The sequence below is a fragment of the Streptomyces sp. NPDC014676 genome (assembly GCF_043084105.1).
Lineage (GTDB): Bacteria > Actinomycetota > Actinomycetes > Streptomycetales > Streptomycetaceae > Streptomyces.
This window is the reverse complement of the sequence record NZ_JBIBZI010000003.1, coordinates 402,650-424,650: the sequence shown is the minus strand read 5'-3', so window position 1 is coordinate 424,650 and position 22,001 is coordinate 402,650. Positions and strand designations below refer to the sequence as shown.

Genomic DNA, 22,001 nt, shown 5'->3' with positions numbered 1-22,001 from the left:
GGACTTGGTGATGCAGCAGCGTGAACGGGCCGTGGCGGTGGTGGGTGTGGGGTGCCGGCTCCCCGGAGGCGTCACCGACCTGGACGGCCTGTGGTCCGTGCTGCGCGACCAACGGGACGTGGTCGGCGAGATGCCCGCCGACCGGCTGCCCCGCGACCGTACGGTCGACCCGGGCACCGTGCGCCCCGGCCGCAGCTACACCGCAGCCGGCGGCTTCCTCGACGACGTCGCCTCGTTCGACGCCGCCTACTTCGGCATGTCCCCCGCGGAGGCCCGGCACATCGACCCGCAGCAGCGGCTGCTGCTGGAGATGACCGCCGAGGCACTGGACGACGCCGCCATCCCCGCCGCATCGCTGGCCGGGTCGGACACCTGCGTGTACGTGGGCGTCTCGGACCCCGGCTACGGCGTGAACCTGTCGATGATGCAGGACCACACCAGCCCGCACACCATGCCCGGCGCCACCCTGTCCATCACGGCGAACCGGATGTCGTACGCCTTCGACCTGCGCGGGCCGAGCATGGCCGTCGACACGGCCTGCTCCTCCGCCCTGGTCGCCCTGGACCGGGCCTGCCGCACCCTGCGCGAGGGAACCGGCCGCGTCGCCCTGGCCGGCGGTGTCAACGTGCTGTCGAACCCCTACTCCTTCGCCGGGTTCTCCTACGCGAACATGCTGTCCCGGCGCGGGCGCTGCGCGGCGTTCTCCGCCGACGCCGACGGGTTCGTCCGCGCGGAGGGCGGCGCGGTGCTCGTCCTCAAGCGCCTCGCGGACGCGGTGGCGGACGGCGACCGCGTCCACGCCGTACTGGCCGCCACCGGCAACAACACCGACGGCCGCAGCACCGGCATGATCGTCCCCAGCGCGGAGACGCAGGAGGCGCTGCTGCACGCGGTCTACGCGGAGGCCGGGATCGGCGCCGACGACGTGGTCTACGTCGAGGCCCACGGCACCGGCACCCAGATCGGGGACCCGGCGGAGGCCGAGGCCATCGGCCGGGCCCTGGGCCGCAACCGGCGCGGCGGCCCGCTGCCGATCGGCTCGGTGAAGTCGAACCTCGGCCACCTGGAGCCCGCCTCCGGCATGGCCGGCCTGCTCAAGGCGATCCTGGTACTGCGCCACCGACTGGTGCCGGCGTCCCTGCACGCCCTCCCCCTCAACCCCCGCATCGACTTCGACGGCCTGGGACTGGCCCCCGCCGTCGAACCCGTCCCGCTGGAGGTGGGGGAGCGGTCCGCCGTGGGAGTGAGCGCCTTCGGCTTCGGCGGCGCCAACGCCCACGTCGTCGTCACCCCGCCGCCCGCCGCCCGCGGGACCGGGCCGAGTACCGTGCCGGACGGGCGCCCGCTGCCGCTGGTCGTCTCCGCGCGGTCCCCCAAGGCACTGAAGCAGATGACCGCCCGCATGGCGCGGCGGCTGCGGGACGCGGACCCCGGCGAGTTCTACGACCTGGCCCACACCAGCACCGTACGGCGCACCGCGCACCCGCACCGCGCCGCCGTCCTGGCTACCGGCCCGCGGGACGCCGCCCGGGAACTGGACCGGCTGACGGCCGCGGAGCCCGCCCGCGGGGCCGTCGTACGCACGGGCGAACGGGACGGGACCGCGTTCGTGTACTCCGGCAACGCCTCCCAGTGGCCGGGCATGGCCGCCGACCTGCTGGAGGGCGAACCGGCCTTCCGCCGGGCCGTCGAGGAGGCCGACGCGGCCCTGGCACCCCACCTCGGCTGGTCGGTGGCCAAGGAACTGGCCCACCCCTCCCCCCGGAAGTGGCAGCGCACGGAGGTCGCCCAGCCGGCCCTGTTCGCCGTCCAGGTCGGCCTGACCGGGCTGCTCGCCTCACACGGGGTGCACCCGCGGGCCGTGGCGGGACACAGCGTCGGCGAGGTCGCCGCCGCCCACGCCGCCGGGGCCCTCACCCTCGAACAGGCGGCACTGGTGATCGCCGCACGCAGCCGCACCCAGGGCGCCACGGCCGGCCGGGGCCGCATGGCCGCCGTCGGCCTGCCCGAGGCGCGGGCGCGTGAGGAACTCCTCGGCTACGACGGCACGTTGGAGATCGCGGGCATCAACAGCGAGAGCGACGTGACCGTCGCCGGGGACGCCGACGCACTCGCCGTCTGGGGCGCCGAACTGACCGGCCGCGGCGTCTTCTTCCGCGAACTGGACCTGGACTACGCCTTCCACAGCCGGGCCATGGACCCGATCAGGGAACCGCTGCTCGACGCCCTCGACGGACTCCGACCCGCCTCCGCCCGGATCCCGTTCGTCTCCACCGTCACCGGTACCGAGCTGAACGGGCCGGAGCTCGACGCCGCGTACTGGTGGCGCAACATCCGCGAACCCGTCCGGTTCGCCGAGGCGGCCGCCCTGCTCGCCGCCGGACACGCGGGCATCCTGGCCGAGATCGGCCCGCACCCGGTGCTGCGCCCCTACCTGCGCCGCACCGGCGCCACCTGCGTCGCCACCCTGCACCGCGACGGGGACGGACCCCGCGAGACCGCGGCGGCCGTCGCCGCCGTGCTCGCCGCCGACACCGGCACCGACTGGCGGCACCACTTCCCCCGGCCGGGCCGGGTGGCCGACCTGCCCGCCTACGCCTGGCAGCACGAGAGGTACTGGCACGGCACCGCGCAGGACCGGGTCGCCGGCACCAGCGGCAGCGGTCTGCTGGACCATCCGCTGGTGGGCGAGCGGATGCCCGCCCCGCACCCCGTGTGGCACGGCACCGTCGAGCCGCAACTGGTGCCCTGGCTGGGCGACCACCGGATCGGCGACGACGTCCTCATGCCGGCCGCCGCCTACGTGGAGATGGCCCTGAGCGCCGGCCGACGGGCCCTGGACCGCCCGGTCGAGGTACGGCACCTGGAGATCGGCCGCCCGCTGTCCGTGCCGTGGCCGGACCCGACCCCGGTCGCCCTGCAGACCGCGGTCACCCCCGACGACGGCGCCGTGACCATCAGCGTCCGCGAGGAACACCGAGGGGAGTGCCACCCCGTCGTACGCGCCCAGGTCCGCACCCTGCTCGGCACGGCACCGGCCCCGCTCGACCTCGCCGCGCTCCGGGCCCGCTGCGACCGGAGCGTCGACGGCCCCGACTTCTACCGGACGTGCCACGGCATCGGCCTGAACTGCGGGCCGGACTTCCAGCTCATCGACCGGGTGGAAGTCGGCGACGAAGAGGCACTCGTCACCTACCGGCTGGCGCACACCGCCGACGCCTACACCGCACACCCGGTCCTGATCGACGCGCCGCTGCAGGCCACCGTGGCCCTCGCCGGGGAGAACACGGAATCCGCCGCGTTCCTGCCGACCGTGTTCGGATCCGTACGCGTGTGGCGCACCCCCGCGCCCACCGGCGTCGTACACCTGCGCCGGCGCAGCCGCGGCGCCCACGAGATGTGCTGGGACATCACCTACGCCGACGCCGACGGCACGGTCACCGCCGAGATCGACGGCTGCCGCACCCGCCGCGGCCACCTGACCGAGCACACCCCGCTGACCGTCCAGCGCACCGTGCTCCGGGCCGCCCCCCACCCGGGAACCCCCGCCCCGTCCTCCCCGCTCCCCGCGCCCGCCGAGATCGCCCGCGCGGCCGAACCGCGTATCGCCGCCGCACGCGCCGCCCTGGACGACAGCGGCCACCACCGGTTCACCGCCGCCGCCGAACAGGCCGGCGCCCACCGCTGGGCCGAGACGCTGCACGGCCTCCTCGCCGATCCCACGGCCCCGTTCTCCATGGGGGACCTGGTGGCCGGAGGACTGCAACCCCGGCACCGGCGGGCGGTGCGGCTGATGCTGCCCCTGCTGGCCGAGCACGGCCTCGCCCGGACGACCGGACAGACCTGGCAACTGACCGGCGCGGAGACCCGCGCCGAGGAGCTGCTGCGCGGCCTGGTGGAGGACCACCCCCGGTTCGGCGCCGAGACGCTGCTCCTCAACCGGCAGCTGCGCCGGCTGCCCGACGTGGTGCGGGGACGCGTCGACGCAACGGACCTCCTGCCGGCCGGGGACAGCGCGTACGAGCAACTCCACGAGACCGGCCCCGCACACCGCTTCACCCACCGCGCCGTGCGGGCACTGCTCGGCGACATCGTCGGCCGCTGGCCCGCCGACCGTCCGCTGCGCGTCCTGGAAGTCGGCGCGGCCACCACCGCCCTGACCGCCGCGGCCCTGCCCGTACTGCCGGCCGACCGGACCCGCTACACCTGCGCCGCCCCCACCGGCAGCGGCCTCACCCGTGCCGAACACCGCTTCGCCGCCTACGACTTCGTCGACCACCGCACCCTGGACCCGGACGCCGACCTGATCGGTCAGGGCCTGCCCCGGTCCGGTTTCGACCTCGTCCTCGCGGGCGACGCCCTGCACGCCACCACCGACCTGGCCGCGACCCTGCGCCGGCTGCACACGGTGCTGGCCCCCGGCGGACACCTGCTGGCCACCGAACCGCACCACGCCCGGCTCCAGGCCCTGCTCTCCGGCACACTGGACGACTTCTGGGAGCGCGGCGACCACACCCTGCGCCCGGCGTCCCGCATCCTCCCCCGCGACCAGTGGGCCCCGCTGCTGCGGCGGTGCGGCTTCTCCGGTGTGGCACAGACCGGGCCCGAGGACCGCTCCGTCCTCCTCGCGGCGGCGGACCACGACGACGCTCCGGGCCACAACGGCGGTACGGGCCACGACCGCGACCACGGACCAAACCACGGACCGGACCACCACCACGGACCGGACACCGAGCCACCGCCAGTGGTCCCCGGCGCAGCCTGGACGATCGCCGTCGAGGACGACACCGAGACGGCGACCGCGCGGGCACTGGCCGCCCTCCTCGGAAAGGCCACCGTCGTCGTCGCGCCCGACCGGGCCGCCGCCTGGCGCGATGCCCTGCCCACGGGCCCCGATCCGCGCGTCGTCCTGCTGCTCGCCGAACCGGGCCCGCACGACGCCGTCGTCGCACGGACCACCCGCCGGGCGGCCCTCCTGCGCTCCCTGGCCACCGCCTGCGACGGCCCGAAGGGCGCCACCGGCCCCCGCGTATGGCTCGTCACCCGCCCGACCGGCCTCTTCCCGGCCCCGGAGCAGCCCTCCCACCCGGGCGACGCGGCCGTCTGGGCGGCCTGCCGCACCCTCTCCAACGAGCGCCCCGACCTCTCCCTGCGGCGCCTCTCCTGCCACCGCACCGGTGACACCCACGCCGACGCCCGCCGCCTGGCCGGCGAACTCCTCGCCCCCGGCGACGACGACCCGAACACCCAGGAGGACGAGATCGTCCTGACCGCCCGGGGCCGGTTCGTCCCCCGGCAGGTCCAGCACCCGGCGGACGAACCCCCCGGCGTCCCCGCCGGCACGCCGTACATCCTGGAAGCCCGCGACCCCGGCCTGCGCCGGCGGCTGATCTGGCGGCAGACGGACCTCCCCGCACCCGGACCGGGCGAGGTGGCCCTGGAGATGCGGGCCGTGGCCCTCAACTACCGCGACCCCATGAGGGCCAACGGCCTGCTGCCGCCCGAGGCGGTGGAGAACAGCCCGATCGGCCGCGGACTGGGCACCGACGGCGCCGGCGTCGTACGCGCCGTGGGGGAGGGCGTACGGGACCTGAAGCCCGGCGACCGGGTCTGCGGCCTCGTGCCCGCCGCCCTCGCCTCCCACGCGACGACCCCCGCCTCCGCCGTCGTCCGCATCCCCGACGGGCTGGGCTTCACGGAGGCGGCGACCTTCCCCGTCGCCTTCCTGACCGTCCACCAGACCCTCGTCAACCAGGCCCGTCTCGGCCCCGGGGAGACCGTGCTCGTGCACGGCGGAGCCGGGGCGGTGGGCCTGGCCGTCCTGCAGTGCGCCCGCCGACAGGGCGCCCGCGTCATCGCCACCGCCGGCACGGAGACCAAACGGGACCTGCTGCGCACGCTCGGCGCCGAGCACGTACTCGACTCACGCAGCCTGGACTTCGTCCCCCGCGTACGGGAACTGACCGGCGGCCGGGGCGTGGACGTCGTGGTGAACTCCCTCAGCGGCGAGGCCATCGCCCACGGCCTCGGCCTCCTGCGGCCCAACGGCCGCTTCATCGAGCTCGGGAAGAAGGACATCTTCCTCAACAACCCGATCACGCTGCGCCCCTTCGACCGCAGCCTCACCTTCATCGGCTTCAACCTCGACGCCGTCATCGACGACCCGGAACTCGGCGCCCTGCTCCTCACGGACTTCGAGGCGGAGGCCGCCTCCGGCACCTACCGCCCCCTGCCCCACACGGTCCACCCCGCCGCACGGGTCGAGGAGGCCTTCCACCTCCTGCAGCACTCCCGGCACACCGGCAAGGTCGTCGTCACCTTCGACCCCCTCGACGAACCCGTCCCCGTGGAACCCGCACCCGGCACCCTCCGCCTCGACGGCGAGGGCACCTACCTGATCACCGGCGGACTGAGCGGACTCGGCGCCGCCACCGCCCGTCTGCTGGCCGACCGCGGAGCCCGCCACCTGGCCCTGCTCTCCCGCAGCGGTCCCGACGCCCCCGACGCGCCCGCCCTGCTCCGGGAACTCACCGACCGTGGCGTGCACGCCACCGCCCACGCCGCCGACGTCACCGACGAAAAGGCGCTGCGCCGGGTCCTCGACGCCGTCGACGCCACCGGACACCCCCTGCGCGGCGTCGTCCACGCGGCGATGCACATGGACGACGGGGTGCTGGCCGACCTCACCGACGACCGGTTCGCTGCCGTACTGGCGCCCAAGGCGGGCGGCGCGGCCCTCCTGGACCGCCTCACCGCCGACCGCGACCTGGACCTGTTCCTCACCTGCTCCTCCGTCTCCGCCGCCATCGGCAACCCGGGCCAGGCCGCCTACGCGGCGGCCAACGCCTACCTGGAAGCCCTCGTACGGGCCCGGCGCGACGCCGGCCGGCCGGGTACGGCACTGGCCTGGGGGCCGATCGGCGAGACCGGCTACGTCGCCCGCAGCGGCATGGGCCCCGCCATGACCGGACGCGGCCTCGAACTGCTCACCCCCGCCGAGGTCCTCGCCACCACCGACCGGCTCCTGGCCGCCGGCACCGACGTCGCCGGGGCGGGCCGCTACCGCTGGGGAGCCGCACGCCACCTGCTGCCCGCCCTGGCCACCCCCCGGTTCGCCCCGCTGGCCCCGTCCTCCTCCACGGCCTCCCCGGACGCCCGCGACGAACTCCTGAGCACGCTGGCGGACCTCCCGGCGGACGAGGCGATCGGCAAGATCACCGAGACGATCGCCCAGCTCCTCGCGGACGTCCTGCAGACCGACCCGGCCGACCTGGACCCCACGCGCAACGTCACCGACTTCGGACTGGACTCGCTGCTGGGCATGCAGTTCCTGGTCCGGACGAGGGACCTGTTCGACATCCGCCTCGGCCCGGCCGACCTGGCCACCGGACGCACCCTGGCCCACTTCGCCCGCCTGATCCACCAGCGGCTGGACCTGAACGCCGACACGTAGCGGGCGCCGGGCGTCGCCGGTCTCAGCGGGGCACGGACCGCGGACCGGCGACCTCCGCGCCCACGGCGGTCACCCTGCGCCGCAGCTCGCGGTCGGCCGTGACGACCAGGACGGGGCGGTCTCCCGCCCCGGCCACCAGCGCGACCATGTGATCGTCACCACTGCCCGGAGCGGACTCCACACGCACCCCGGGCACCGACTCCACCCCGCGCGCCGCACCCTCGACCACCAGCACGATCTCCACCGGCCCCGGACGCCCGGGCACCCCGTCCGCGGCCAGCCGGTCGCGCAGCCGCTCCGCGGCCCCCCGCCGGTCCCGCCACCACCCGTCGGGCACCGACCCGACGACGTTCGCGGCGTCGACGATCACGAGCAGGGCGGCGGTGTCATCCATGGCGTCAGGGTCCCACGCGAGACCCGCCCGCCCCGCCGCACGCGGGCGAAGCCGCCCGTGGGGATCCGGCGACCGACGACAACACGGCGAACACGTGCCAGGGCCCGGGCCCGCACCGCTGGCCTGGGCCCCTGCCGGCACCGTCGACGACCGGGGCCACGCGCACGTCTTCGTCCGCATCCGTCCACCGGCACCCTTCTGCTCACCCGCCGCAAGGACGAGCCGGGGCCGGCGCTCCGGGCGTGGCGGGAGGTCCGAGGACGGCCTGACACCCGAGCCGACGGGACGGAGTCCGGGGGAACGGGTGAACGATCGACATATGATGTGTCGAGTTTCAGGGTTCCCGTGTCTGCGATGCGGCGGGCTTCAGGAAGGTTCACCAGGCGATGCGGAGAAAGCCGGCAGGTCCCACGGGTGCCTCCGTCAAGGACGGGCGCACCGCTGAGGAGCGCCGGAAGATCGCGTCCGGAGCGGCCCACGGAGACTGGCTCACCCGGGGCAAGGACGGTCGGCTCACGCTGTACGCCCCCACCGACGGTGGCCTGCTGCGCTGGACGGAGACCACCGTCGGCGGCCCGGAATGGAGCGGTCCGCACTTCGTGCCGGTGGCCGGGCTGACACACCTGACGGTGGTCCAGGGAGCCAACGCCTACGTCCACTTCCTCGGCCGCAGGGAGCGCACGGGCGCCGACGGCAAACGGAACGTGGACATCGTGCACGCCATCCAGTACCAGACCGGACTCGCCTTCAGCGACTGGCGGTCCCTCGGCAACCCGCACAAGGATCCGGAACAGTCCGGCCCGCCGGTCGGGGCGGTCGCCCGGGACGGCGCCGTGCACGTGTTCCTGCGGGGCGCGCACGGCGGTCTCATGCTGCGGCGCGAGGCCCCGAACGGCAAGTGGCGGGCGTGGGAGGACCTGCGCGGCGGCGGTATCGACGCCCGGCCCGCGGCGGTCGCGCTCACCGACGGACGGATCGAGGTCTGCGTCGCCGCCGAGACGGGCACGCTCGTCTGGCGTCAGTCCGAGCCCGGCGGTGACTTCGCGGGTCCCCGTGGTTTCTCGCTGCGTCCCGCGCCGGGCACGGTCGCGGCCCTGGAGACCGGTCCCGGCCGGGCCACGTTCTTCTGGACGGACGCCGAGAGTGGCGGTGCGGCGGCCTGGCGGGCGGGTGACTGGCCCGTGGCTCTGGGCGGCACTTCCGCCGAGCGGCCGTGCGCGGCCCTCCGTACGTCACTGGACGGCTACGACTGTGTCGTCCTCGCCTACCGTGACCAGGACGGCGCGGCCGTGCTCGGGATAGGCGGCACCGAGAACGAGGCCGCCGGTTTCTGGTGGTACGCGCTGACCGAGTCCTGCCAGGACGCCCCGGCCCTGGGCCGGGACGGGCGGGGCCGCGTGGTGATGGCGCTGATCGGCACCGACGGCAGGCCCAAGGTCGCACGCCAGGAGGACGGCGACGGTCTCGCTCTCACGCGGTGGGACACCCTCGGGAGCTGAGCGGTCGTCGCCGTCACGGCGCCGTGCCAGGGGTCAGCCGCCCGTCGCCGGCGACTTCTTCGCGGACTCGGGAATCTCCGTGTCGGAGCGGATCGCCTCCCACAGTTGATCGACCTGGGGATGTGCGGCCACCACCCGGTTCGGGTCGATCTTGTCGTACGCCACCGGAAGCATGATCGTATCCATGGATGCCGGATCGACTCCGTTCATGCTGCGCGCGAAGTCGGCCAGGCTGGTCAGTGAGGCCAGTTCGGCGTCGGTGGTCAGTGCCGAGGTCAGGGTGTCGGCGATCTTGTACGTCTTGGTGGGGCTGCCGAACAGGTCCTGCCGCTTCACCTCGCTCAGCAGGGCGATTATGAACTGCTGCTGGAGTCCTATGCGGCCCAGGTCGCTGCCGTCACCGACGCCGTGCCGGGTCCGTACGAACGCCAGGGAATCGGTGCCGTCCAGCTTGTGGGTTCCGGCGCTCAGGTCCAGGCCGCTGGAGGTGTCCTTGATGGGCTCGTCGATGGTGACGGTCACGCCGCCGATCGCGTCCACCAGCCCCTTGAAACCGGCGAAGTCGATCTCCATGTAATGGTCCATGCGGACGCCGGACATCTTCTCCACGGTCTTGACCACGCAGGCCGGGCCGGCCGTCGAGTACACGGAGTTGAACATGACGCGCTCGGCCTCCGGGAGGGCGGAGCCGTCCTCCTTGGCGCACTCCGGGCGGGTGACGAGCGTGTCGCGCGGGATGCTCACGGCAACGGCCTGCCGGCGCCCTTCGGGGATGTGCACCACCAGCGCGGTGTCCGACCGGGCGCCCGACACCTTGCCGGTGCCCAGCTCCGCGTTCGCGCCGGCGCGCGAGTCCGAGCCGAGAATCAGCAGGTTCTGTCCGGAGGTCGGCAGCTTCTCCGGACGGTCGTCGCCGAGGGCCTTGTCCAGGTCGACTCCGTCGATGTTGCCGTTCAGATCGCTGTAGAGCCAGTATCCCGTACCGCCTGCCGCGAGCAGGACGGCCAGGAACGACAGCAGGACGATGCGTCCCCAGCGCCGACGGGGACGCTGAGAGCGGCGGCGTCCACCGCCGCCCTCCGGCTGCGCACGCCGTGACTCCGTGGTGGCGCTGTGCGTCATGGTGTTCGGTTCCTCTCCTCACGGGCTCCGCGTGGCGGAGTGGCAGGGCCCGGGTGGGGGGAGACCGGTCCACTGATGCGATCACGTCAGTGGGAGAACTATAGGCAGCAGCTCATGACTCAGTCCCGCGTGGGTGGACATAGCACGGCAGAGCGATGAATGCCACATGAATGAACCTTGACCACCTTTAAGGGTGGCTTAAGATGTGGGGAACCTGTGGCCCATGTGGAGGGGGGCTTTCGCGAGGCCAGGGGTGCTGGTGGGGCATGGCGGCAGGGGTCGTCGTGCGCCACGCATGGGGGAGGAGCGTCCAGAGCGGACCGCTGATGTCCTGATGGGCGAAATGTCTTAGTAGGAGTACGAGTTGGTGGTTCACCCGCGCCTGAGTGTTGTCGTGCCCTTTCAGGACGTCGAGGCATACCTCGCCGAATGTCTGGAGTCCATCGCGCGCCAGTCGTTCCGTGATTTCGAGGTCGTCCTCGTCGATGACGGCTCCACCGACGGATCGGTGCGGATCGCGGCCGACTTCTGCGCGGCCGACCGCCGCTTCCGTCTCGTCCGCCAGCACGCCCACGGGCCGGGGCACGCGCGCAACATCGGGCTGCGCAACACCCACCCCGCGGCGGAGTTCCTCGCCTTCGTGGACGGCGACGACGTCATTCCCGAGTACGCCTACGAACTCCTGGTCCGCACCCTTGAGGAATCCGAGGCGGATTTCGTCTCGGGCAACGTGCAGATGATGAACTCCACCAAGAAGTGGCAGTCACCGCTGCACAAGGGCCCGATGCAGAAGAACCGGCGCGGCACGCACATCACGAAGTTCGATGCGCTGATCTACGACCGCACCGTCTGGAACAAGCTCTTCCGGCGCTCCTTCTGGGACCACCACTCCATCAGGTTCCCCGAGGGCGTGATGTACGAGGACTCGTGGGTCAACATGTACGCCCACTTCAGCGCCGCCAAGGTCGACGTCATCACGGACGTCGTCTACTTCTGGCGCCGCCGGGAGGGCGGAGCGGCGCCTTCCATCACCCAGCGCCACTCCGAACTGTCGAACTTGCGCGACCGCGTCGCGGCTGTGCGGTCCGTGAGCCGCTTCCTCGGCGATCAGGAATCCCGGGAGTACGCGGACAGCAAGCGGAAGTACGATCTCGCGTGCCTGAAGTCCGACCTCATGCTCCACCTGAAGGTGCTCCCGGACGCCGACGAGGAGTATCGGCACTCCTTCATGCAGTGGGCCAACGAGTTCCTCGACGAGACGGACCTCACCATCATCGACGAGCTGCCCGCGGACGCCCGCGTCAAGTGGCTGTTGGTGCGTGAGCAGCGCCTGGCCGAACTCCTCGAAGTCATCGAGTTCGAGCGTCGTGGCGGTCCCATGCCCGTGCAGCGGCGGTTCCGGCGCTACCTCAACTACCCCTACCTCGGTGACCGGGAGGTGGGCCTCGACAAGAAGGCCTACCGGCTGGACAAGGAATTCTCCCTGCACGGCTCGCTGTCCGGTGCCCGGTGGGGCTCCCAGTCCGACATGCTCATCCTCAACGGAACCGCCTACGTCCGGTTCATCAACGTGCACAAGAAGCACATGTCGGTGAAGGCGATCGCCCTGCGGAACAAGAAGCAGGGCCGCATGGTGATCACCACGGCGAAGACCGTCTATGCGCCGCAGGCCACCGAGGACTCCAAGCAGAATCGTTACTGCTATGACTGGGCCGGCTTCGAGGCGCGAATCGACACCACGCGTCTCAAGCGCAAGGGCCAGTGGGTCGAGGGCACCTGGGACGTGGCCACCGGTGTCCTCAGCCGCGGACTGTTCCGCTACCGGGGCATCGACCGGGGTGGCGCGGGCAGCGCCGCCAACCCGCCCTACCGGTACGTCGACAAGAACACGCGGATCCTTCCGGTCTTCCTGCAGGGCAAGCTCAAGCTGCGCGTCGAGATCGTGCGCTGCCGGATCACCCGGCACCGCCTCGTCGGTGATCAACTGGAGCTGCGCGGCGTCTACCTCGGACCCAAGGTGCCGGAATGGGGCAAACTCCGCGTCACCAGCATGAGCGGAGCCGGGCGGCACGACGCACGTGTCCACTTCACGCCCGGCGGTGACGGATGGTGCACGTTCTCCGCCAAACTGCCTCTGAGCAGCCTCGTACCGAAGTCCCGCGTCCACGCGGGGACGGACGCGGACGTCCCGCAGTCCTGGGGCATGGGCAGCAACGGGTGGAAGACGACCTTCCACGTCGAGGGCCGCAAGATGACCATGTACCCCGTCATGGCGGAGGAGACGGAGGACGGGCACTACCGCATGCCGGTGTCACTGCAGACCGGGGAGGGCGACCGCGAGGTCGTCGTCCACCGCAACGGATCCGGCTATCTCGTGCTCTTCGAACGCGCGACCCTTCCCACCGCGACCCGGTGTGCGTGGCGGGAGGACGGTTCGCTGGAGATCCAGGGGCGGTACCTGGCCGCGGACCGGCTGACCCAGGAGCAGTACCGGGCCGCTCATCTGGTGGTCCGTTCGCGTGCGCACGGCGCGGAACGTTCCGTACCCCTGGTCTGGGACGGCTACGAGTTCCGCTGTGTACTGGCCCCCGCCGCCATGCGGACCCTGGCCGGAGAGATCCCGCTCGCGGCCGGACGATGGGATTTCTTCCTGCGTCGCCAGGACCTCTCCGCCGTGGCGCGCGAGGACCGCCTCGAAGACCTGATGGTGAAGATCGAGCAGGACCACATCGAGGCGTTCCCGCAGGAGTACGAGAGCAACGAACGCCGCTACGAGATGCAGGCCGAGGCCTACGACCGGCTGTCGCTCCTTGTCCACTCGGCGATGCCCGATCACGCCCGCGGCCCCTACCGGCAGAAGCTGCTGCGCACCAAGGCCTATCCCGCGGCCCGCCGGGAGCCGGTGCGTGACGCGGTGCTCTTCGACGCGTTCAAGGGCACTCAGTACTCCGACAGCCCCCGCGCCCTGCACGAGGAACTCGTACGTCGTCGTGTCGGCCTCGACCATCTGTGGGTGGTACGCGATGACCAGGTTCAGGTGCCGCCCACGGCGACGCCCGTCCGCATGTGGTCACCGGAGTGGTACGAGGCCCTCGCCACCAGCCGGTACGTCGTCGCCAACAACCACCTCCCGGACTGGTTCAAGAAACGGGACGGCCAGGTCGTCGTGCAGACGTGGCACGGCACACCGCTGAAGAAGATCGGCCACGACATCGAGTCCATTCACTTCGCCGACCAGCGCTATCTGGAACGCGTCGAGAAGGAGGTGCAGAACTGGGACATGCTGGTGTCCCCCAACAGTTTCTCCACCCCGATCCTCAAGCGCGCCTTCGGTTTCCCCGGCGAGATGGTGGAGAGCGGCTACCCGCGCAACGACATCCTGCGCCGGCCCGACATGGAAGCCCGGGAGCAGCAGATCCGCCGCAGGATCGGACTGCCGGAGGGCAAGCGGGTGGTGCTGTACGCGCCGACCTGGCGCGACGACCAGTTCTACGCGCCCGGCAAGTACAAGCTGGACTTCCGTATCGACCTGGAGGCCGCGCGTGCGGGGCTCGGTTCCGACCACGTCCTCATGGTGCGCCGCCACCCCAATGTCGTGGATCCGGTGCCGGGCGCCGGTGACGGATTCGTCTTCGACGTCTCCGACTACCCGGACATGGCCGACCTCTCGCTGATCACCGACGTGATGATCACCGACTACTCCTCCCTGATGTTCGACTACGTCAACACCGGGCGGCCCATCCTGTTCTTCACGTACGACCTGGACCACTACCGCGACACCCTGCGCGGCTTCTACTTCGACTTCGAGGGCAGTGCCCCGGGCCCCCTTCTCTACACGTCCGAGGAGTTGGTGACGGCCATCCGCGACATCGACCGGATCCAGGACCTGTACGCCGAGCGGTACCGCTGGTTCCAGCGTGAGTTCTGCGACCTGGACGACGGTTACGCCGCCGCACGGCTCGCCGACCGGATGCTGGTCGCGGGCGGAGACCTGGAGCCCGGACAGGCACACGCACCGGCCGTCGGTACCGTCGACACGCGGCATGCGGGAAGGCCGATGACCTCCGTTCAGCGGGGTCCGGCGCAGTGGTTCACCGGCCACCACACGGCCGCAGGGCTGATCGGCGCCGTCCCCGCCCAGCCCTCTGCGGCACAGACCTTCGAAGAAGTGATCGTGCGATGACGATGGCTTCGCCGGGTGGCCGGCCGTCGGCGTGCCCGGCCGTGCCGGATGGTCCGGGCATCCGATGACCCGCCCCCCGCGCATTCCCCCCGGTACGGCCTCAGCCGGTGCGGGTGTCCATCCGGATCAGCAGGGCCAGGTGGTCGGAGACACCGGTGTCGCGCACCCGGCACTCGAGCACGGGCAATCCGGTGAAAAGGTAGTCCAGCTTGTGCCGCGAGACATGCGTCGCCCGCGCCGGTCCGGGCCTGCCGGACTCCTGGTCGCACTCCCGGTGCACGCGATAAGGCCGGTCCGGCCACACCCAGGAGTCGGGGTTGTTCTCCCCCGGCGGATCCACGTTCAGGTCTCCGCCGTAGACGGTCCGCCGCTCGGGCACCGCGCCCACCAACGCGTTCAGTTGGTCGTCGCGGAGCTCCTGGCCGCGGTCTGCCCGGCCGCTCCCGGGCGGACTGAGATGAGCGGCGCACACCCTGATGTCCTGCGCCGCGATCGACACGCAGAGGATGCCGCGCCGCACGCCGGCCGAGGGCTGCCGAGAAGGCACCGTGCGCACGGCGGAGAGGGGATACGCCGAAAGCACGGCACGACCGGCGGGTCCCGCCGTGCCGCATCGCACCGTGCCCGTACGCCCGGCGCGGTCGCTCCATGTGTAGGGGCGAAACGCGGTGTGCCAGGACGGGCCCAGGTTTCTGCGTACCGCCTCCACATCCGTGGCGCAGGCTTCCTGCAGCAGGATCACCTCCGCCCCGGAACGGGTGGCGAGACGCTCCAGTTCCCGCTTCTTCGCGGCACGGCTCCCGGTGCCCGCGCAGTTCCACTCCCGTACGCCACACATGTTCCAGGTCGCGGTGATCAGCGTCCGAGGCGGGGTGGAGGAGCGGGGAGGGCCCGCCGTCTGCACGACGGCCACCGTGCTCACGATCCCCAGCAGTGTCGCCGAGACAGCCAGGTACCGGCCCCTACGACGCCTTCGTTCGGAGGACGGGGACGGGGAGACGGTGTGCGGCATCCCTACATGATCTCCGATCGGAAAGTGGCACCGCACCATGTCTGATGCAGCAGCGAAGGGCCGACAGACGGTCCAGGGGATCGACACCTCCGGTCCCTGCCCCGTCGAGTACCGGTTCGCCCACGCGAGGAACGGCAATCGGCACCTGACCGTCGTCTTCGCCAATATCTTCGCGCCGGACGACTACGGGTGGGCCACCGGTGTCTTCGACAGCCTTCGGTCGAACATTCTCTGGATCCGTGACCTGTTCGACGGCCAGAACACCTACTACCTGTGCAAGGGGATGGACTTTTCCGTCGAGAGATCCGTCATCGGGCTCATCTCGAAGGTCATGACGTCCCTTGGCCTGACGCCTGGCGACGTCACACTGTGGGGGAGCTCGAAGGGCGGCAGCGCTGCCCTCTACTTCGGGTTGAGATACGGGTTCAGGAACATCGTGGCCAGTGTTCCCCAGCTCCGGATCGGCACGTTCGTGCGCGACGTCTATCCCCAGGTCGGCCGCCACATGCTGGGCGAGACGATGCCGGACGACAACGTCGGAGTGCTCGACGCGGTTCTGCCCGACCTGCTCACGTCCGGGGCGAACCCCGAGGCCAACATCTACATGGTGTCCTCGCCGCAGGACGAGCAGTACAGCACCCAGGTGGAGCCGTTCCTGGGACTGCTGCAGCGCTACCGCAACTTCAACTTCGTCTTCAGCGAATCCCCCCTCATCACCGGGCACGGAAAGGTGACCCAGCGCAACACGCCCCCTCTGCTGGGCATCGCCTACCTGCTCGTCGAGGGCATCGCCCCACGTCTGGGCCTCACCCGTCATGGGTACGAGGAGCCGGACGCCGACAAGTCGGGTATCGAGGCCTATCTCAAGTCGACGTCCGTGGTGCAGGAGTCGTTCGCCGCACCGGTCGTCACCCTGCCCGAAGCGCGGGCTGTGCTGCCGCCCGAAGCGGTCCGCTTCACGGGCTACGCGCCCGGAGCGGTCCGCGTGAGCATCTGGCAGAACGGCAAGTACCTGGCGTCGGCTCCGGTCGGCGCCGACGGCGGCTGGGTCTGGGACCGGGGCAGCCAGTGGAGCACGGGCGACCACATGGTCAGGCTCTTCGCCGTCGACCCCGACGGCTACCAGTCCGAGCGCACCGACGTCCGGTTCACCGTCGCACGGTACGTCACGGTGCGGACGTGACCGCAGCCGAGTCGCCCGCGACGTCCTGTCCTTCCCGGTGACGAGCGCCACGGCCGACGCGACGCCCGCAGGGTACTGAGCACGCGACCTGCACGGGAGATACCTGCCGCCCGCCTTTCGAGACACAACAGAGAGTGGAGTCCCCATATGTCAAAAGCACCCCCGAAGGGGCGGCAGCTGCTCACGGGTATCGAAGCATCCGGGACCTTCCCGGTCGAGTACCGCTTCACCCACGCGCAGAAGGGCAACCGCCATCTGGTCGTCGTCTTCGCGAACTTCGCCGCGCCCGGCGACTACGGCTGGTCCAACGGAGTGTTCGACAAGCTTCGGGCGAACATTCTCTGGATCCGCGACAAGTTCGAGGACAACCGGAGCTACTACCTGTGCAAGGAGATGGACTTCTCCTTGGAACAGTCCGTCGTCACCCTCATATCCAAGGTGATGAACGCTCTCGACCTGACCCCGGATTCCGTCACTCTGTGGGGCGGTTCGAAGGGCGGCAGCGCGGCCCTCTACTTCGGTCTGAAGTACGGCTTCCGCAACATCGTCGCCATCGCGCCGCAGTTCTCGGTCGGTACGTACGTCCGGGACGTGCATCCGGGCGTCGCCCGGTTCATGCTCGGTGAGGGCGTGCCCGAGCAGAACGTGCGGATCGTGGACGCGCTCATCCCGGATCTGCTGCGCGCGGGGGCGAACCGCACAGCCAACATCTACCTGGTGTCCGCGGCCCAGGACGACCAGTATCCGGTTCAGGTGGAACCCTTCCTGGGGCTCTTCCAGCACTACGAGAACTTCAACTTCATCTTCAGCGACTCCCCGCACATCGCCGACCACACTCAGGTGGCGGGGCGCAATGTTCCCGTCCTGATGGGCATCGCCAACTTCCTGATCGACGGGATCGCGCCGCGCCTGGGGCACGTGCGCAACGGGTATGAGGAACCCGACCGTGACCGGCTGGCCATCACGTCGTATCTCTCCTCCACATCGGTGGTGAGGGGCCCGGAGTTCCCACCGCCCGTGATCACCGCGCCGGCCTTCCAGGAGGAGGTGCGCAGGGACGCCGTACGGCTGACGGGCCACGCCCGTGGTGCCGTCCGTGTGATCGTCTGGGAGCACGGCAAGTACCTGGGGCAGACGGACGTCGATGCCGACGGCAACTGGTCCTGGGAGCTGGGAAGGTCCTGGAGCACGGGCAGGCATCCGGTGAAGGTGTACGCGGTGGACGCGGCGGGCTACCAGACCGAGCGGACAGAGGTGAACTTCACGGCGGTCGAAGCGCCCGCCGGGGGAACCGTTCCGCCCGTGTCCGGAAGGGTCGGCACGGACTGGGGCTCCGGGATGTCGACGGTCGGGCAGAGCGCCGGAGCACCGGTGGTGCTGGAACCGGTGGCCCACGAGCAGGTGATGGACTCCAGGGTCGTGTTCACCGGGTCCGCCACGGACGCCGCACAGGTCGGGTTCCGGGAGAACGGTGTGCTCCTGGGCGGCGTCGCGGTCGGCTCGAACGGCATCTGGTCGTGGGAGTCGGGCTGGCCCTGGAGTCCGGGCACGCACGTCATCGACGTCTTCGCCGTGCACGCCTCGGGAGCGGAGTCCCCGGTCACACAGCTTCCCTTCACCGTCATGGACGTCGCGTCCATGGGGGTGAGAGACGCCTACTACGGCGGAACCCACTGAAGGAACGAAGGAAAGGAGGGTCTCCGCCGTAGGCGGAGACCCTCCTTCACCTGGAGGTCCGGTCAGGCATCACGCCGGAACCGAGGCCACCCCCGCCTCCAGGAACCGCTTCCCGTTCACCCGCTCGGAGACGCCCTCGCGGTCCAGGTACGGCGTGATGCCGCCCAGGTGGAAGGGCCAGCCGGCGCCGGTGATCAGGCAGAGGTCGATGTCCTGGGCCTCGGCGACGACGCCCTCGTCGAGCATCAGGCCGATCTCCTGGGCCACCGCGTCCAGGACGCGGGCGCGGACCTGCTCCTCGGTGAGGACGGTGTCGCCCTGCTTCAGCAGCGCCGCGACCTCCGGGTCCAGCTCGGGCTTGCCGCTGTCGTAGACGTAGAAGCCGCGCTTGCCGGCCTTGACGACGGCCGCGAGGTTCGGGGAGACCGTGAAGCGGTCCGGGAAGGCCCGGTTGAGGGTCTCCGAGACGTGCAGGCCGATCGCGGGGCCGACCAGCTCCAGCAGGACCAGCGGGGACATCGGCAGGCCGAGCGGCTCCACCGCCTTCTCCGCGACCTCGACCGGCGTGCCCTCGTCGATGACGTTCTGGATCTCGCCCATGAAGCGGGTCAGGATGCGGTTGACCACGAACGCCGGGGCGTCCTTGACCAGCACCGCGGTCTTCTTCAGCTTCTTGGCGACGCCGAACGCCGTGGCCAGCGAGGCCTCGTCGGTCCGCTCGCCGCGGACGATTTCCAGCAGCGGCAGGACCGCGACCGGGTTGAAGAAGTGGAAGCCGACGACCCGCTCGGGGTGCTTCAGCTTCGACGCCATCTCCGTCACGGAGAGGGACGAGGTGTTGGTGGCGAGGATCGCGTGCGCCGGGGCGACCGCCTCGACCTCGGCGAACACCTTCTGCTTGACGCCCATCTCCTCGAAGACCGCTTCGATGACGAAGTCGGCGTCCGCGAAGCCCTCGGCCTTGTCCAGGACGCCGGAGACCAGCGCCTTGAGGCGGTTGGCCTTGTCCTGGTTGATCCGGCCCTTGCCGAGCAGCTTGTCGATCTCGGCGTGGACGTAGCCCACACCCTTGTCGACGCGCTCCTGGTCGATGTCGGTCAGGACGACCGGCACCTCCAGGCGGCGCAGGAAGAGCAGCGCGAGCTGGGAGGCCATCAGGCCGGCGCCGACGACGCCCACCTTGGTGACCGGGCGGGCCAGCGACTTGTCCGGGGCGCCGGCCGGGCGCTTGCCGCGCTTCTGCACCAGGTTGAAGGCGTAGATGCCGGAGCGCAGTTCGCCGCCCATGATGAGGTCGGCGAGCGCGGTGTCCTCGGCGTCGTAGCCCCGCTGGAGGTCGCCGTCCTTGGCGGCGGCGATGATGTCCAGGGCGCGGTAGGCGGCCGGGGCGGCGCCGTGCACCTTGGAGTCGGCGATGAACCGGCCGCGCGCGACGGCCTGGTCCCAGGCCTCACCGCGGTCGATCACCGGACGCTCGACGACGATCTCGCCCTTGAGGACGGCCGCCGTCCAGATCAGCGACTGCTCCAGGAAGTCCGCGCCCTCGAAGATGGCGTCCGCGATGCCGAGTTCGTGGACCTGCGCGCCCTTGAGCTGCTTGTTCTGGTTGAGGCTGTTCTCGATGATGACCGAGACGGCCTTCTCGGCGCCGATCAGGTTCGGCAGCAGCGTGCAGCCGCCCCAGCCGGGGACCAGGCCGAGGAAGACCTCGGGGAGGGAGAAGGCGGGCAGGGCCGCCGACACCGTGCGGTACGAGCAGTGCAGGCCGATCTCGACGCCGCCGCCCATCGCCGCGCCGTTGTAGTACGCGAACGTCGGCACGGCCAGCTTCGCCAGCCGCTTGAAGACGTCGTGGCCGCCCTTGCCGATGGCCAGCGCGTCCTCGTGGCGCTTCAGCAGTTCGACGCCCTTGAGGTCGGCGCCGACCGCGAAGATGAACGGCTTGCCGGTGACGCCGACGCCGACGATCTCGCCGTCCGCGGCCTCCTTCTCGACCTGGTCGATCGCGGCGTCGATGTTCGCCAGCGACTGCGGGCCGAGGGTGGTCGGCTTGGTGTGGTCGTGGCCGTTGTCCAGCGTGATCAGCGCGAAACGGCCCGCGCCCAGCGGCAGGTCGAAGTGGCGTACGTGCGCCTGCGTGACGACCTCACCCGGGAACAGCTCGGCCGCACCCTTCAGCAGCTCTGCGGTGGTGGTGCTCACTTGTCCCCCTCGAAGTGCGGGTTCTCCCAGATGACCGTCGCGCCCATGCCGAAGCCGACGCACATGGTGGTCAGGCCGTAGCGGACGTTCGGCTGTTCCTCGAACTGGCGGGCCAGCTGCGTCATCAGACGGACGCCGGAGGAGGCCAGCGGGTGGCCGAAGGCGATGGCGCCGCCGTACTGGTTGACGCGCTCGTCGTCGTCGGCGATGCCGTAGTGGTCCAGGAAGGCGAGGACCTGGACGGCGAAGGCCTCGTTGATCTCGAACAGGCCGATGTCGGAGATGGACAGGCCGGCCTGGGCCAGGGCCTTCTCCGTGGCCGGGATCGGGCCGTAGCCCATGACCTCGGGCTCCACACCCGCGAAGGAGTAGGAGACCAGGCGCATCTTGACCGGGAGGCCGTTCTCGCGGGCGAAGTCCTCGCTCGCGATGAGGGAGGCGGTCGCACCGTCGTTCAGACCGGCCGCGTTGCCGGCGGTGACCCGGCCGTGGACGCGGAACGGGGTCTTCAGACCGGCCAGGTTCTCCAGCGTGGTGCCCGGACGCATCGGCTCGTCGGCGGTGACCAGGCCCCAGCCGGTCTCGCCGGCCTCTTCGTTGGTGCGGCGCACCGAGACCGGCACCAGGTCGGCCTGGATCTTGCCGTCGGCGTACGCCTTGGCGGCCTTCTCCTGGGAGCGGACCGCGTACTCGTCGGCACGCAGCTTGGTGATGTGCGGGTAGCGGTCGTGCAGGTTCTCGGCGGTCATGCCCATGAAGAGGGCGGACTCGTCGACCAGCTTCTCGCTCACGAAGCGCGGGTTGGGGTCCACGCCCTCGCCCATCGGGTGGCGGCCCATGTGCTCGACACCGCCCGCGATGGCGATGTCGTACGCGCCGAAGGCGACGGAGCCGGCCACCGTGGTGACGGCGGTCAGGGCGCCGGCGCACATGCGGTCGATGGAGTAGCCCGGGACCGAGGTGGGCAGGCCCGCGAGGATGCCGGCCGTGCGGCCGATGGTCAGGCCCTGGTCGCCGATCTGCGTGGTCGCAGCGATGGCGACCTCGTCGATCTTCTTCGGGTCGAGACCGGGGTTGCGGCGCAGCAGCTCCCGGATCGCCTTCACCACGAGGTCGTCGGCCCGGGTCTCGTGGTAGATGCCCTTCGGGCCCGCCTTGCCGAACGGGGTACGGACGCCGTCGACGAAGACGACGTCCCTGACGGTACGAGGCACGATGGCTCTCCTCCAGGTGCGGGACGCTGAGCGCTTGCTTACGGGCCATGCTACTTGTGGGT

General features: G+C 71.1%; 10 protein-coding genes. 5 read left to right on the top strand and 5 right to left on the bottom strand.

The annotated features are described in order from the left end of the window. The first annotated feature begins 10 nt into the window (after positions 1-10). Positions 11-7,453 (top strand): SDR family NAD(P)-dependent oxidoreductase, encoded by a 7,443-nt coding sequence (locus tag ACF1DX_RS10645; RefSeq protein ID WP_391790820.1) that lies wholly within the window; start codon positions 11-13, stop codon positions 7,451-7,453. Positions 7,454-7,475: 22 nt separating this feature from the next. Here ACF1DX_RS10645 and ACF1DX_RS10640 read toward each other — a convergent pair whose 3' ends face one another. Next, positions 7,476-7,847 carry an NTP pyrophosphohydrolase gene (locus ACF1DX_RS10640; RefSeq protein ID WP_391790819.1) on the bottom strand — a complete coding sequence of 124 codons (372 nt, stop codon included), beginning with the start codon at positions 7,845-7,847 and terminating at the stop codon, positions 7,476-7,478. A 386-nt stretch (positions 7,848-8,233) separates the two neighbouring features. Here ACF1DX_RS10640 and ACF1DX_RS10635 point away from each other — a divergent pair, with 386 nt between their 5' ends. Next, on the top strand, positions 8,234-9,346 hold the full coding sequence (locus ACF1DX_RS10635) for a hypothetical protein (RefSeq protein WP_391790818.1): 1,113 nt from the start codon (positions 8,234-8,236) through the stop codon (positions 9,344-9,346). A gap of 33 nt (positions 9,347-9,379) precedes the next feature. Here ACF1DX_RS10635 and ACF1DX_RS10630 read toward each other — a convergent pair whose 3' ends face one another. Next, complete coding sequence (locus tag ACF1DX_RS10630) at positions 9,380-10,468, bottom strand: LCP family protein (protein ID WP_391790817.1); 1,089 nt, start codon at positions 10,466-10,468, stop codon at positions 9,380-9,382. Positions 10,469-10,835: 367 nt separating this feature from the next. On the opposite strand from ACF1DX_RS10630, the gene ACF1DX_RS10625 reads away from it, so the two are divergent. Then, complete coding sequence (locus ACF1DX_RS10625) at positions 10,836-14,651, top strand: CDP-glycerol glycerophosphotransferase family protein (protein ID WP_391790816.1); 3,816 nt, start codon at positions 10,836-10,838, stop codon at positions 14,649-14,651. Positions 14,652-14,751: 100 nt separating this feature from the next. Here ACF1DX_RS10625 and ACF1DX_RS10620 read toward each other — a convergent pair whose 3' ends face one another. Next, complete coding sequence (locus ACF1DX_RS10620) at positions 14,752-15,573, bottom strand: endonuclease/exonuclease/phosphatase family protein (RefSeq protein ID WP_391790815.1); 822 nt, start codon at positions 15,571-15,573, stop codon at positions 14,752-14,754. A gap of 127 nt (positions 15,574-15,700) precedes the next feature. On the opposite strand from ACF1DX_RS10620, the gene ACF1DX_RS10615 reads away from it, so the two are divergent. Then, the gene (locus ACF1DX_RS10615; protein WP_391790814.1) at positions 15,701-16,846 is read left to right on the top strand and encodes a hypothetical protein; all 1,146 of its coding nucleotides are present in this window, start codon (positions 15,701-15,703) and stop codon (positions 16,844-16,846) included. A 147-nt stretch (positions 16,847-16,993) separates the two neighbouring features. After that, positions 16,994-18,523, top strand: coding sequence for a hypothetical protein (locus ACF1DX_RS10610; protein WP_391790813.1), 1,530 nt, complete (start codon positions 16,994-16,996; stop codon positions 18,521-18,523). A gap of 69 nt (positions 18,524-18,592) precedes the next feature. Here the strand turns inward: ACF1DX_RS10610 and ACF1DX_RS10605 are convergent, their stop codons facing one another. Continuing rightward, positions 18,593-20,725, bottom strand: a complete 2,133-nt coding sequence (locus ACF1DX_RS10605; RefSeq protein ID WP_391790812.1) for a 3-hydroxyacyl-CoA dehydrogenase NAD-binding domain-containing protein — start codon at positions 20,723-20,725, stop codon at positions 18,593-18,595. After that, a complete protein-coding gene (locus ACF1DX_RS10600) occupies positions 20,722-21,939 on the bottom strand; it encodes a thiolase family protein (RefSeq protein ID WP_391790811.1) in 1,218 nt (405 codons plus the stop codon). The genes ACF1DX_RS10605 and ACF1DX_RS10600 overlap by 4 nt, the downstream gene beginning before the upstream one ends. Between the last annotated feature and the right edge of the window lie 62 nt (positions 21,940-22,001).

Excerpts from the sequence above, each read along its gene's own strand:
- ACF1DX_RS10630 (WP_391790817.1), bottom strand. The coding sequence starts at position 10,468 with ATGACGCACAGCGCCACCACGGAGTCACGGCGTGCGCAGCCGGAGGGC.
- ACF1DX_RS10635 (WP_391790818.1), top strand. The coding sequence starts at position 8,234 with ATGCGGAGAAAGCCGGCAGGTCCCACGGGTGCCTCCGTCAAGGACGGG.
- ACF1DX_RS10645 (WP_391790820.1), top strand. The coding sequence starts at position 11 with ATGCAGCAGCGTGAACGGGCCGTGGCGGTGGTGGGTGTGGGGTGCCGG.
- ACF1DX_RS10610 (WP_391790813.1), top strand. The coding sequence starts at position 16,994 with ATGTCAAAAGCACCCCCGAAGGGGCGGCAGCTGCTCACGGGTATCGAA.
- ACF1DX_RS10640 (WP_391790819.1), bottom strand. The coding sequence starts at position 7,847 with ATGGATGACACCGCCGCCCTGCTCGTGATCGTCGACGCCGCGAACGTC.
- ACF1DX_RS10615 (WP_391790814.1), top strand. The coding sequence starts at position 15,701 with ATGTCTGATGCAGCAGCGAAGGGCCGACAGACGGTCCAGGGGATCGAC.